Consider the following 14,155-nt stretch of genomic DNA (forward strand, 5'->3'; position numbering starts at 1 on the left):
CTTGTTACGTTCCTCGACGACCCGGCGCCGCGACGGAGCGGTTCGGCAGTTGAAGGAGTTCAGATGCGACGTGGCATAACGGCCACCGCCCTGGTCGCGACCCTGGCGCTCGCGGCGACGGCTTGTGGTGGCGACAGCGGTGACACCGGTGAGAAGAAGGCTTCGGGCGAGCTGTCCGGCACCGTCACCTGGTGGGACACCTCGACCGTCGGCAGCGAGGACAAGGTCTTCAAGAAGCTCGCCGAAGGTTTCGAGAAGAAGCACCCGGGCGTCGACGTCAAGTACGTCAACGTCCCCTTCGGTGAGGCGCAGAACAAGTTCAAGAACGCCGCCTCGTCCGGCTCCGACGCTCCCGACGTGATCCGCTCCGAGGTCGCCTGGACCCCCGAGTTCGCGGACCTCGGCCTGCTGGCCCCGCTGGACGGCACCGCCGCGCTCAAGGACGACAAGGACTTCCTGGCGCAGGCCGCGGCCAGCACCGAGTACGACGGCAAGACGTACGCGGTGCCGCAGGTCATCGACTCGATGGGTCTCTTCTACAACGAGAAGATCTTCAAGGACGCCGGCGTCGAGGTGCCCGAGAGCATCGACGAGCTGAAGACCGTCTCGAAGAAGATCAAGGAGAAGACCGGCAAGACCGGCCTCTACCTGCGCGGCGACGACGCGTACTGGTTCCTGCCCTTCCTCTACGGCGAGGGCGGCGACCTGGTCGACGCCAAGAGCAAGAGCGTCACGGTCGACCAGGAGCCCGGCGTCAAGGCGATGAAGGTCGTCAAGGACCTCGTCGACTCGGGTGCCGCCAAGACGGACGCCACCGACGGCTGGGAGAACATGCAGGCGGCGTTCAAGGACGGCAAGGTCGCCATGATGATCAACGGCCCGTGGGCCGTCGCCGACACCTTCGCCGGCAAGGAGTTCAAGGACAAGGCCAACCTGGGCATCACCACGGTCCCGGCCGGCAGCAAGGGCCAGGGCGCCCCGCAGGGCGGCCACAACCTCGCGGTCTACGCGGGCTCCAAGAACCTGGACGCCTCGTACGCCTTCAGCGAGTACATGACCTCCGCCGAGAGCCAGGCGCTCGTCGCCAAGGAGCTCAGCCTGCTGCCGACCCGCACCTCGGTCTACTCCCAGCCGGACGTCTCCGGCAACCAGATCGTCGGCTTCTTCAAGCCCGTGGTCGACAAGGCCGTCGAGCGCCCCTGGATCCCCGAGACCGGCAGCCTCTTCGCGCCGCTGGTCACCGAGTACACCAAGGTCCTCACCGGCCAGACCACCCCGGAGAAGGGCGCCAAGGCCACCGGCGACCAGTACCGCAAGCTCCTCAAGGGCTGGAAGTAACAGAAAGGCAGGCCGACTGATGGCTGTCCACACCAGCCAGTCGGTGGCGAAGGCCGCGGGCGACGACGTCGCCCGCGGCCCCAGCCGCGGTGCTGGCACACCTCCGGGCAAGCTCCGGCGATCGCTCTCCACCCACTGGTACGCCTGGACCATGGTCGCCCCCGTGGTGATCGTGATCGGCGTGATCATCGGGTACCCGCTGGTCCGCGGCATCTACCTGTCGCTGACCGACGCCAACGAGCGCAACGTCGAGCGCAGCATCGGCGTCAACCACCTCCCCGCCACGTACGAGTTCGTGGGGCTGGACAACTACGCCGACGCGCTCACCGGCTCCCAGTTCCTCGACACCCTCGGCTGGACGCTGGTGTGGACGGTCTCCTGCGTCAGCATCACGTTCCTGCTGGGCCTGGGGCTCGCGAACATCCTCAACCGCAGGATCGCCGGCCGGTCCGTCTACCGGATGATGCTGATCCTGCCGTGGGCCATCCCCGGCTTCGTCTCGGTCTTCGCCTGGCGCTTCCTCTACAACGAGGACCGCGGCTTCCTGAACCGGCTCCTGGCCGGCGGCGGCATCGACGCGGTGCCATGGCTCAACGACCCGACGATGGCGAAGATCTCGGTCATCGCCGTCAACGTCTGGCTCGGCGTGCCGTTCATGATGGTCGCCCTCCTCGGCGGCCTCCAGTCCATCGACAGCGCCCAGTACGAAGCCGCCGAGATGGACGGCGCCAACGCCTGGCAGCGCTTCCGGCACATCACCCTGCCGGGACTGCGCCCCGTCAGCTCCACCGTGATCCTGCTGTCCACGATCTGGACCTTCAACATGTTCCCGGTGATCTTCCTGCTCACCCGCGGCGGGCCCGGCGACGCCACCCAGATCCTGGTCACCCAGGCGTACAAGTTCTCCTTCGAGATCAGTCCCCGCGACTACGCGCAGTCCTCCACCTGGGGCGTACTGATCCTGATCCTCCTGATGCTCTTCGCCGCGGTCTACCGGCGAGTGCTCCGCAAGCAGGGAGATGTCTGGTGACCACTGCCTCCAACGCCCCCGCCCCGGCCTCCGCGAACGTCCCGGTGAACGCCCCGCTCCGCGGCCGGCGCTCCCCGCTGGCCTCGGCCGGCCTGCACGTCACGCTCGTCGTCGCGTCGGTGATCGCCGTGTTCCCCGTGCTGTGGGTCCTGCTGACCTCGCTCAAGCCGGCGGCGTACGCGACGTCCACCGACTTCTTCAAGGACACGACGTCCGAGAACTACACCAACCTGCTGCGTGACACCCCGTTCCTCACCTGGTTCGGGAACTCGCTGCTCGTCGCGGGCCTGTCCACGGTCCTCGGCGTCTTCGTCGCCGCCACGACCGGCTACGCCGTGAGCCGCTTCCGGTTCCCCGGCAAGCGCGGCCTGATGTGGACCCTGCTGATCACCCAGATGTTCCCGGTCGCGGTCCTGATCGTGCCGATCTACAACATCATGTCGAGCATGGGCCTGCTCAATCAGCCGGCCGGCCTGGTGATCACCTACCTCACCATCTCCGTGCCGTTCTGCGCCTGGATGATGAAGGGCTTCTTCGACACCATCCCGCGCGAGATCGACGAGTCGGGCCAGGTCGACGGCCTCACCCCGTTCGGCACCTTCTGGCGGCTGATCCTGCCGCTCGCCAAGCCGGGCATCGCGGTGACCGCGTTCTACTCCTTCGTCACCGCCTGGGGCGAAGTGGCGTACGCCTCCGCCTTCATGGTCGGCGACGAGAACATGACCCTCGCGGGCGGCCTCCAGAAGTTCGTCAACCAGTACGGCGCCCAGTGGGGCCCGATGGCCGCCGCCTCCGTGCTCATCGCCATCCCGGCGGCGCTCGTCTTCCTCTTCGCCCAGCGCCACCTGGTGACCGGCGTGTCCGCCGGAGCCGTCAAGGGCTGACCGCCCTTTCCCCCTTCCGTACACCGGCGGCGCCGGGCCCCGCACCGAGGACCCGGCGCCGCTCCCGCCCCCATGACTTCCAGGGACGACATGACCCAGCACCTCGCTGCCCCCACCGCCCCCACCCGCGGCAACCGCACCGGCTGGTGGCGTGACGCGGTGATCTACCAGGTCTATCCGCGCAGCTTCGCCGACGGCAACGGCGACGGCATGGGCGATCTCGAAGGGGTACGCGGCCGCCTCCCGTACCTCAAGGAGCTCGGCGTCGACGCCGTCTGGCTCAGCCCCTTCTACGCGTCGCCGCAGGCCGACGCCGGCTACGACGTCGCCGACTACCGGGCCATCGACCCGATGTTCGGCACCCTCCTCGACGCCGACGCCCTGATACGCGACGCCCACGCCCTGGGCCTGCGCATCATCGTCGACCTGGTGCCCAACCACTCCTCCGACCAGCACGAGTGGTTCAAGCGCGCGCTGAAGGAGGGCCCCGGCTCGCCGCTGCGCGACCGCTACCACTTCCGCCCCGGCAAGGGCGCGGGCGGTGAACTCCCGCCCAACGACTGGGAGTCCATCTTCGGCGGCCCCGCCTGGACCCGTACGACGGACCCGGACGGCACGCCCGGCGACTGGTACCTGCACCTCTTCGCGCCCGAGCAGCCCGACTTCAACTGGGAACACCCGGCCGTCGCCGACGAGTTCCGCTCCATCCTCCGCTTCTGGCTCGACATGGGCGTCGACGGCTTCCGCATCGACGTGGCGCACGGCCTGGTGAAGGCGGACGGCCTTCCGGACCTCGGCAGCCACGACCAGCTGAAGCTCCTCGGCAACGACGTCATGCCCTTCTTCGACCAGGACGGCGTCCACGAGATCTACCGCTCCTGGCGGCAGATCCTCGACGAGTACCCGGGCGAGCGCATCGGTGTCGCCGAGGCGTGGACGCCGACCGTGGAGCGCACGGCCAACTACGTGCGCCCCGACGAGCTGCACCAGGCGTTCAACTTCCAGTACCTGGGCACCGGATGGGACGCGGCCGCGCTGCGCGAGGTCATCGACGTCTCGCTCGCCGCGATGCGCCCGGTCGACGCGCCCGCCACCTGGGTGCTGTCCAACCACGACGTGACCCGGCACGCGACCCGGTTCGCCAACCCGCCGGGCCTCGGCACGCAGATCCGCACCCCCGGCGACCGTGAGCTGGGCCTGCGCCGGGCCCGCGCGGCGACGCTGCTGATGCTGGCGCTGCCCGGTTCGGCGTACATCTACCAGGGCGAGGAGCTCGGGCTGCCCGACGTCACCGACCTGCCCGACGAGGCCCGCCAGGATCCGTCGTTCTTCCGCGCGGAGGGTCAGGACGGCTTCCGCGACGGGTGCCGCGTGCCGATTCCGTGGACGGCCGGGGGGCCGTCCCACGGTTTCGGTACGGGCGGCAGCTGGCTGCCGCAGCCGGCGGGCTGGGGCGAGCTGAGCGTCGAGACGCAGACCGGCGACCCGGCGTCGACCCTGGAGCTGTACCGCTCCGCGCTGGCCGTACGCCGTGAGCACCCCGGCCTGGGCGCCGGCACGGACGTGGCGTGGCTGGACGCGCCCGAGGGCGTGATCGCCTTCGCGCGCGAGGGGTTCGTCTGCACGGTCAACACGACGGGCGCGGCGGTACGCATCCCCGCACCCGGCCGCGCGCTGCTCGCCAGCGGCGAAGTGACCCTGCGCGAGGGCGATGTCGACCTGCCGGCGGACACCACGGTGTGGTGGACGGTGTGATCGTGCCCGCGCCGCCCCGGCTGGCGCACATAGCGGAGCACGCCTCCGTCAGCGAGGCCACCGTGAGCCGGGTCCTGAACGGCAAGCCGGGCGTCGCGGACACCACGCGCCAGCGGGTGCTCGCGGCGCTCGACGTGCTCGGGTACGAGCGGCCGATGCGGCTGCGGCAGCGCAGCGCGGGCCTGATCGGGCTGGTGACGCCCGAGCTGACCAACCCGATCTTCCCGGCGTTCGCCCAGGTCATCGAGCAGGTGCTGGCGGGGCACGGCTACACGCCGGTGCTGTGCACCCAGCTGCCGGGCGGGGCGACGGAGGACGAGCTCGTCGAGCAGTTGGTGGACCGGGGGGTCGGCGGCATCGTCTTCCTGTCCGGGCTGCACGCCGACCTGTCGGCCGACCCCGCGCGGTACGGCCGGCTGGCCGAGCGCGGGGTCCCGCACGTCCTGGTCAACGGCTACAACGAGGCGATCAGCGCGCCCTTCGTGTCCCCGGACGACCACGCCGCGATGCGGATGGCCGTCGGCCACCTCGCCGAGCTGGGCCACGAACGGATCGGCCTCGCGGTCGGCCCGGGGCGGTACGTCCCTTCGCGCCGCAAGCGGGAGGGCTTCGTCGACGCGCTCGCCGGCCTGCTGCGGACGCCGCGCGGCGAAGCCGAATCCCTGGTCCAGCACACGCTGTTCAGCGTCGAGGGCGGCCGGGCGGCGGCGGGCGCGCTGCTCGACGAGGGGTGTACGGGCATCGTCTGCGGCAGCGACATGATGGCGCTGGGCGTGGTGCGGGCGGCGCGCGAGCGCGGGCTCGAAGTGCCGGACGGCCTCTCGGTGGTGGGCTTCGACGACTCGCAGCTGATCGCCTTCACCGATCCGCCGCTGACCACGGTCCGCCAGCCGGTGCAGGCGATGGCGACGGCGGCGGTCGGGGCGCTGCTGGAGGAGCTGGGCGGCAGCCCGGTCCAGCGCACGGAGTACGTGTTCCAGCCGGAGCTGGTGGTGCGGGGTTCCACGGCGCAGAAGCGCGCGTAGCGGAACGCGCCGCCGAGGGGCGGGGCGGCAGGGGAACCCCGGGCCTGCCCAGACAGGGCCGCGGGGATTCGACGGTCCGGGGAGTCCCCCGTCGTACCCGACCCGGCCGGCCGGGCGCGTGGGGCCCGGACCTGCCGGGCCCCCGGTCGGCCGGGCCGGAGTCGAGGAGAACGTAGCAGCTCCGCAATGACTTGCGAAAGAGACTGCAAGAAGAAATTCGACAGGTTTCCCGCAGGTGAGCGGAGTGTGTCATAAGGGTTGACCGCGCTGGTGAGGGCTCGTACGGTCTGCCCCGCAGCAAGTTTTCAACTGTTGCTGCAAGAACATTCAAGCCTTGAGGGCAAGGCGCGTTGCCGCGCGAGGCTGCACCGTCGCACCCGCACCTCCCCCCATGCAGGAGGAACACATGGCCCGCAGACCTTTCTCTGCCGCCCTCGCTCTCGCCCTCGCGGCCGGCGCGGGAGTCCTGGTGGCCCCCATGGGCGCCGCGCAGGCCGCCCCGCCCGGCACCAAGGACGTCACCGCCGTCCTCTTCGAGTGGAAGTTCGACTCGGTCGCCAAGGAGTGCACGCGGACCCTCGGACCGGCCGGTTACGGCTTCGTCCAGGTATCCCCGCCGCAGGAGCACATCCAGGGCGGCCAGTGGTGGACCTCGTACCAGCCCGTCAGCTACAAGATCGCCGGAAGGCTCGGCGACCGCACCGCGTTCGCGAACATGGTCAGCGCCTGCCACGGGGCGGGCGTGAAGGTCATCGCCGACAGCGTCATCAACCACATGGCGGCCGGCAACGGCACCGGCACCGGCGGCTCGGCGTACGAGAAGTACAACTACCCCGGCACCTACTCGGGCTCGGACATGGACGACTGCCGCTCCCAGATCAACAACTACCGGGACCGGGGCAACGTACAGAACTGCGAGCTGGTCGGGCTCGCCGACCTGGACACGGGTGAGAACTACGTGCGCGGCCGGATCGCGGCGTACCTGAACGACCTGCTCTCCCTGGGCGTCGACGGCTTCCGGATCGACGCGGCCAAGCACATGCCGGCCGCGGACCTCGCCGACATCAAGTCCCGGCTGAACAACCCGGGCGTGTACTGGAAGCACGAAGCCATCCACGGCGCGGGCGAGGCGGTCTCGCCGGACGAGTACCTGGGCTCGGGCGACGTGCAGGAGTTCCGGTACGGCCGGGGCCTCAAGCAGGTCTTCAACCACGAGAACCTCGCGAACCTCAAGAACTACGGCGAGGGCTGGGGCTTCATGGAGAGCGGCAGGTCCGCCGTCTTCGTGGACAACCACGACACCGAGCGCGGCGGCGACACCCTCAGCTACAAGGACGGCGCCACCTACACCCTCGCCAGTGTCTTCATGCTGGCCTGGCCGTACGGCTCCCCGGACGTCCACTCCGGCTACGAGTTCTCCAGCCACGACGCGGGGCCGCCCGGCGGCGGAACGGTCAACGCCTGTTACAGCGACGGGTGGAAGTGCCAGCACGACTGGACCGAGATCAGGAGCATGGTCGGCTTCCGGAACGCGGCGCGCGGTCAGGGCGTCACGAACTGGTGGGACAACGGCGGCGACCAGATCGCCTTCGGCCGCGGTGACAAGGCGTACGTCGCCATCAACCACGAAGGCTCCTCGCTGACCCGCACCTTCCAGGCCTCGCTCGCGGCCGGCACCTACTGCAACGTCCAGAACAACACCGCCGTGACGGTCAACAGCTCCGGCCAGTTCACGGCCACCCTCGGCGCGAACACCGCCGTCGCCCTGCACGTGAACGCCAAGACCTGCGCCGGCGGCACCGGCCCGGCGCCGATCACCGCCGGCGCCTCCTTCAACGTCGACGCCACCACCACGGTCGGCCAGAACATCTACGTCACCGGCGACCAGCCCGCACTCGGCAACTGGAACACCGCCGCCGCGATCAAGCTGGACCCGGCGAGCTACCCGGTGTGGAAGCTCGACGTCTCCATGCCCGCCGGCACGTCCTTCGCGTACAAGTACATCCGCAAGGACGCCTCCGGCAACGTCACCTGGGAGAGCGGCGCCAACCGTACGGCGACCGTCCCCGCGGGCGGCAAGGTCACGCTGAACGACACCTGGCGCGGCTGACCCCTCCGTCCGTATCCCGTACGTCCCCGCACCTTCCGAGGAGTTCCCGCTGTGATACGCCCGTCCCTGCGAAGAGCGGCCGTCGGCGTCGTGAGCGTGGCGCTGTGCGCCGCGCTCGCGCCCGCCGTACCGGCGGCCGCGGCCGCGAAGCCGCCCGCCCCGCCGTCGGACAAGGCCCTGGCCGCCGAGCCCGCGCGGCACGACCTGACCCGGGAGCAGTTCTACTTCGTGCTGCCCGACCGGTTCGCGAACGGTGACACGGCCAACGACAGGGGCGGGCTCACCGGATCACGCCTCGAAACGGGCTTCGACCCCGCCGACAAGGGCTTCTACCAGGGCGGCGACCTCAAGGGCCTGACGCGGAAGCTCGACTACATCAAGGGCCTCGGCACCACCTCCCTCTGGATGGCGCCGATCTTCAAGAACAAGCCCGTCCAGGGCACCGGCAAGGACGCCTCGGCCGGCTACCACGGCTACTGGATCACAGACTTCACCCAGGTCGACCCGCACTTCGGCACCAACGCCGACCTGGAGGAGCTGATCGACAAGGCCCACGCCAAGGGCATGAAGGTCTTCTTCGACGTCATCACCAACCACACCGCCGACACCGTCGACTACGCCGAGAAGAAGTACGGCTACCGCCCCAAGGGCGCGTACCCCTACCTCGACAGGAACGGCCGTCCCTTCGACGACCGTGCGGGCGTCCCGGACGTCGACGAGGACGCGTACCCCTACACGCCGAAGACGCGCGCGGACGAGAAGAAGGTCCCGGCCTGGCTCAACGACCCGACGATGTACCACAACAGGGGCGACTCGACCTTCGCGGGCGAGAGCTCCGAGTACGGCGACTTCTCCGGGCTCGACGACCTGTGGACCGAGCGTCCCGAGGTCGTCGACGGCATGAAGAAGATCTACGAGAAGTGGGTCCGCGACTTCGACATCGACGGCTTCCGCATCGACACCGTCAAACACGTCGACCTGGACTTCTGGACCCAGTGGGCCACCGCCCTCGACGCGTACGCGAAGAAGCGGGGTCGCGACGACTTCTTCATGTTCGGCGAGGTCTACTCCGCCGACACCGCGGTCACCTCGTCCTACGTGACGCGCGGCCGCCTCGACTCCACCCTCGACTTCCCGCTCCAGGACGCCACCCGCGCGTACGCCTCCCAGGGCGCGGCGGCCGGCAGGCTGGCCGAGGTCTTCGCCGAGGACTACCGCTACACCACCGACAAGGCCAACGCCTACGAGCAGGTCTCCTTCACCGGCAACCACGACATGGGCCGCCTCGGCACGTTCCTCAGGCAGGACAACCCGAAGGCCGGCGACGCCGAGCTGCTCAAGCGCGCCCGCCTCGCCAACGAGCTGATGTTCCTCTCGCGCGGCAACCCCGTCGTCTACTACGGCGACGAGCAGGGCTTCACCGGCGCGGGCGGCGACAAGGACGCCCGCCAGCCCCTCTTCGCGTCGAAGACCGCCGACTACCTCGACGACGACCAGCTCGGCACGGACCGCACGCACGCCTCCGACGCGTACGACACCACGCACCCCCTCTACCGGTCGATCGCCGCACTGTCGAAGCTGACGAAGGACCACCCCGCGCTGCGCGACGGCGTACAGCGGGAACTGCACGCGCAGGGACCGGTCTACGCCTTCTCCCGCACGGACGCCGAGCGCGGGACCGAGTACGTCGTCGCCACCAACAACGACGCCGGACCGAGGGCCGTCGAGCTGACGACCGGCTCCGCGCACACGGACTTCCGTGCGCTGTACGGCACTTCGGAGACGGTACGCAGTGACGCCGGCCGCAAGGTGAAGGTCACCGTGCCCGCGCTGTCGTCCGTCGTGCTCCGGGCGGCCGAGCCCCTCCCCGCCCCGGCGGCCGGGCCGTCCCTCAGCCTCGAGGCACCGGCGGCCGGCGCCACCGGCACCGTCGAGATCGGCGCGGACGTCGACGGCGGACAGCTCAACCGTGTCGTCTTCGCCGCCCAGACGGGCCACGGCAAGTGGCGCACGCTCGGCTCCGCCGACCACGCCCCGTACAAGGTCACCCAGTACCTGGGCGACGACGTGAAGGCCGGAACCACCCTGCGCTACAAGGCCGTCGTGGTGGACAGCGCCGGACGCACCGCGAGCGCCCTCGCCTCGACGACGGCGGGCCGGGCCCCCGCGCCGGACAGGCCGGCGGCCGTCGAGCGCGACCACGCCGTCGTCCACTACAAGCGCCCCGACGGCGACTACGACGGCTGGCAGCTGAAGTCCGGCGACAAGGCCGCCGCCTTCACCGGGCGCGACGCGTACGGCGCCTTCGCGTGGATCAAGCTCGCCGAGGGAGCCTCGTCGCTCCCGTACACCGTCGAGAAGGACGGCACGGCGGACGGCCCGCAGCGCACCGTCGACCTCGGCAGGACCGGCGAGGTGTGGATCGAGCAGGGAGAGGACGGCCAGGCCGCCAAGGCCCCCGACGGCGCGTACCCGCCCCAGGACAAGGCGAAGGCCGTACTCCACTACCAGCGCGCCGACGGGGACTACGACGGCTGGGGCCTGCACACCTGGGCCGGCGCCAAGGAGCCCACCGACTGGTCCAGGCCGCTGATGCCGGTGAAGGAGGACGCGTACGGCGTGACCTTCGAGGTCCCGCTCGCCTCCGGTGCCACGTCCCTCAGCTACATCCTCCACAAGGGAGACGAGAAGGACCTCCCCACCGACCAGTCCCTCGACCTGGCCACCTACGGCCACGAGGTGTGGATGCTGGCCGGGCAGCCCGCGTACCTGCTGCCGCAGGCCGCCGGGGCGGCCTCGCTCGACCTGGCCAAGGCCGAGGCCCAGTGGATCGACAAGGACACGGTCGTCTGGAAGGTCAAGGCCACCGACGCCACCAGCCAGCAGCTCGTGTACGCCCGTGACGGCGGCATCTCCGTCGTCGACGGGGCGCTCTCCGACGAGGGCCGCTGGCTGCGCCTCTCCCCCTCCACCCTGACCGACGCGCAGAAGGCGAAGTACCCGCACCTCAAGGACCACCCCGCCTTCACCGTCGACCCGCGCGACCGGGACCGCGTCCGCGAGGCCCTGCGCGGCCAGGTCGTCGCCACCCAGCGGGCCGCCAACGGCGCCCTGCTCGCCGCCACCGGCGTGCAGCTGCCCGGCGTACTGGACGACACCTACAGCGCCTCCGCCACCAAGGCGTCCCTCGGCCCCGTCTTCCGCAAGGGCCGCCCCGCCCTCTCCCTCTGGGCCCCCACCGCCCAGCGCGTCGCCCTCGAACTCGACGGCAGGACCGTCCCGATGAGGCGCGACGACCGCAGCGGCGTCTGGTCCGTCACCGGCGCCAGGTCCTGGGCGGGCAAGCCGTACCGGTACGTCGTGAAGGTCTGGGCGCCCAGCGTCCAGAAGGTGGTCACCAACAAGGTCACCGACCCGTACTCGACCGCGCTCACCGCCGACTCCGCCCGCAGCCTCGTCGTCGACCTCACCGACCCGAAGCTCGCCCCCAAGGGCTGGTCGACGCTCAAGAAGCCGGCCGCCACCCCGCTGCGCGACGCGCAGATCCAGGAGCTGCACGTCAGGGACTTCTCCGTCGCCGACCGCACCGCGAAGCACCCGGGGGAGTACCTGGCCTTCACCGACCGCGGCTCGAAGGGCATGAAGCACCTCGACAAGCTGGCGGAGGCCGGCACGTCGTACGTCCACCTCCTCCCGGTCTTCGACATCGGCACCATTCCCGAGAAGAGGACCGGCCAGCAGCGCCCCGCCTGCGACCTGGCCGTGTACGCGCCCGACTCCGAGGAGCAGCAGGCGTGCGTGGCGAAGGCGGCGGCGAAGGACGCGTACAACTGGGGCTACGACCCGCTGCACTACACCGTCCCCGAGGGCTCGTACGCCAGTGACCCGGACGGCACGCGGCGCACGGTGGAGTTCCGGCAGATGGTCAAGGGCCTGAACGACTCCGGCCTGCGCACGGTCATGGACGTCGTCTACAACCACACCGTCGCGTCCGGCCAGGCCGACAAGTCCGTACTCGACAAGATCGTCCCCGGCTACTACCAGCGGCTGATGGCCGACGGCAGCGTGGCCACCTCCACCTGCTGCGCGAACACCGCGCCCGAGAACGCCATGATGGGCAAGCTCGTCGTGGACTCCGTCGTCACCTGGGCCCGCGACTACAAGGTCGACGGCTTCCGCTTCGACCTCATGGGCCACCACCCGAAGGCGAACATCCTGGCCGTGCGCAAGGCGCTCGACGAGCTGACGCCCGCCCGCGACGGCGTCGACGGCAAGGAGATCGTCCTGTACGGCGAGGGCTGGAACTTCGGCGAGATCGCCGACGACGCCCGCTTCGAGCAGGCCACCCAGAAGAACATGGCCGGCACGGGCATCGCGACCTTCTCCGACCGCGCGCGCGACGCCGTGCGCGGCGGCGGGCCCTTCGACGAGGACCCGGGCGTGCAGGGCTTCGCCTCGGGCCTGTACACCGATCCCAACCCGTCGGCGGTGAACGGCACCCCGGCCGAGCAGAAGGCCCGCCTCCTCCACTACCAGGACCTGATCAAGGTGGGCCTGACCGGCAACCTGGCGTCGTACACCTTCACCGACACGGCCGGCCGTACGGTCAAGGGCTCCGAGGTCGACTACAACGGCGCGCCCGCCGGGTACGCCGCGGCCCCCGGCGACGCCCTCGCCTACGCCGACGCCCATGACAACGAGACCCTCTACGACGCGCTGGCCTTCAAGCTGCCGCGCACGACCCCGGCCGCCGACCGGGCGCGCATGCAGGTCCTGGCCATGGCGACGGCGGCGCTCTCGCAGGGCCCGGCCCTGTCCCAGGCGGGCACGGACCTCCTCCGCTCCAAGTCGCTCGACCGCAATTCCTACGACAGCGGTGACTGGTTCAACGCGATCCACTGGGACTGCCGCGACGGCAACGGCTTCGGCCGGGGCCTGCCGCCCGCCGCCGACAACAAGAGCAAGTGGTCCTTCTCCAAGCCCCTGCTGACCGCCCCGTCGCCGACCCCGGACTGCGGGGACATCGAGGGCGCCTCGGCGGCGTACGGGGACCTGCTGAAGATCCGTACGACGGAGAAGGCATTCAGCCTCGCCTCGGCGGACCAGGTACAGGAGGCGGTCTCCTTCCCCCTCTCCGGCAAGGAGGAGACGCCCGGCGTCATCACCATGCGCGCCGGCGGCCTGATGGTGGTCTTCAACGCGACCCCGTCCGCGCAGCGGCAGAAGGTCGCCGGCCCCGGCGACGCGGCGTACGCCCTGCACCCGGTCCAGGCGGCGGGCGCGGACGCGACGGTCAAGAAGGCGGCGTACGAGAGGAGCACCGGCACGTTCACCGTTCCCGCCCGCACGGTCGCCGTCTTCACCCGGGGCTGACCCACGGGGCTGACCCACGGGGCGGGCCTCGGGTCCCGGACACCCTCCGGAACCCGGGGCCCGCCCCCGCACGGCCGCCCCGCTGCAGCCGCCGCTCCAGCAGCGTCACCCCGTACGGACTTTCGCCCCGCGGCCCCGCCTCGGCCGGCTGCTCGCCGACCACCCGGTACCCCGCCCCCTCGTAGTACGTCCGCAGCCGCGGATTCGACGTCAGGCAGTCCAGCCGCGCCAGTTCCCGCCCCGCCTCCGCGATCCGCCGCTCCGCCCGCGCCGGCAGGAGCCGTCCGAGGCCGGCCGGCGCGCCCGTGCGGCCGGTCATCAGCCGGTGCACGTACCCCGCGACCGGCGGCTGCGCGCTCCACGCCGGTTCGTCGTCCCACCACAGCTCGTACGCCCCGACGGCCACGCCTCCCGGCGTCTCGGCCAGCCACACCTCGCCCTCCCTCATCCGCAGCCGGAAGTGCTCCTCGTCCTTCCCGCCCGGCTGCCACTGCGCGATCCCGCGGTTCCGCGTCCAGCGGGCGGCCCCGTCGTAGAGGGGGACCAGGCCGGCCGCGTCCTCCTCGTCCGCGATGCGGAACGTCACTTGTGCCGTCGTGCGATCACCGTAAAGGTGATGGGACAGCCCCCCCGACCTGGA

Annotated in this window: 8 protein-coding genes; 7 read left to right on the top strand and 1 reads right to left on the bottom strand. The window is 70.7% G+C overall.

The features are described 5' to 3' along the window. Positions 1–63: 63 nt before the first annotated feature. From BN1555_RS23040 to pulA, 7 genes are all read left to right on the top strand, one after another. Entirely contained in the window at positions 64–1,338 is a 1,275-nt protein-coding gene (locus BN1555_RS23040) for an extracellular solute-binding protein (RefSeq protein WP_093801154.1), read from the top strand. A 19-nt stretch (positions 1,339–1,357) separates the two neighbouring features. Next, complete coding sequence (locus BN1555_RS23045) at positions 1,358–2,368, top strand: carbohydrate ABC transporter permease (RefSeq protein ID WP_093801155.1); 1,011 nt, start codon at positions 1,358–1,360, stop codon at positions 2,366–2,368. A gap of 44 nt (positions 2,369–2,412) precedes the next feature. Then, positions 2,413–3,252, top strand: coding sequence for a sugar ABC transporter permease (locus BN1555_RS23050; RefSeq protein ID WP_255306450.1), 840 nt, complete (start codon positions 2,413–2,415; stop codon positions 3,250–3,252). Between the two features lie 90 nt (positions 3,253–3,342). After that, complete coding sequence (locus BN1555_RS23055; protein ID WP_093803574.1) at positions 3,343–5,007, top strand: glycoside hydrolase family 13 protein; 1,665 nt, start codon at positions 3,343–3,345, stop codon at positions 5,005–5,007. After that, the gene (locus tag BN1555_RS23060; RefSeq protein WP_093801157.1) at positions 4,992–6,032 is read left to right on the top strand and encodes a LacI family DNA-binding transcriptional regulator; all 1,041 of its coding nucleotides are present in this window, start codon (positions 4,992–4,994) and stop codon (positions 6,030–6,032) included. Before BN1555_RS23055 ends, BN1555_RS23060 begins: the two co-directional genes overlap by 16 nt. A 406-nt stretch (positions 6,033–6,438) precedes the next feature. Beyond that, complete coding sequence (locus tag BN1555_RS23065; RefSeq protein ID WP_093801158.1) at positions 6,439–8,142, top strand: carbohydrate-binding module family 20 domain-containing protein; 1,704 nt, start codon at positions 6,439–6,441, stop codon at positions 8,140–8,142. Between the two features lie 51 nt (positions 8,143–8,193). Further along, entirely contained in the window at positions 8,194–13,515 is a 5,322-nt protein-coding gene (pulA, locus tag BN1555_RS23070; RefSeq protein ID WP_093801159.1) for a pullulanase-type alpha-1,6-glucosidase, read from the top strand. Here the strand turns inward: pulA and BN1555_RS23075 are convergent. Beyond that, positions 13,502–14,101: a GNAT family N-acetyltransferase gene (locus BN1555_RS23075; protein ID WP_255306133.1), complete on the bottom strand. Its 600-nt coding sequence runs from the start codon at positions 14,099–14,101 to the stop codon at positions 13,502–13,504. The two genes, pulA and BN1555_RS23075, sit on opposite strands and share 14 nt — an antisense overlap. Between the last annotated feature and the right edge of the window lie 54 nt (positions 14,102–14,155).

This window comes from Streptomyces sp. Wb2n-11 (assembly GCF_001049855.1).
GTDB lineage: Bacteria > Actinomycetota > Actinomycetes > Streptomycetales > Streptomycetaceae > Streptomyces > Streptomyces altiplanensis.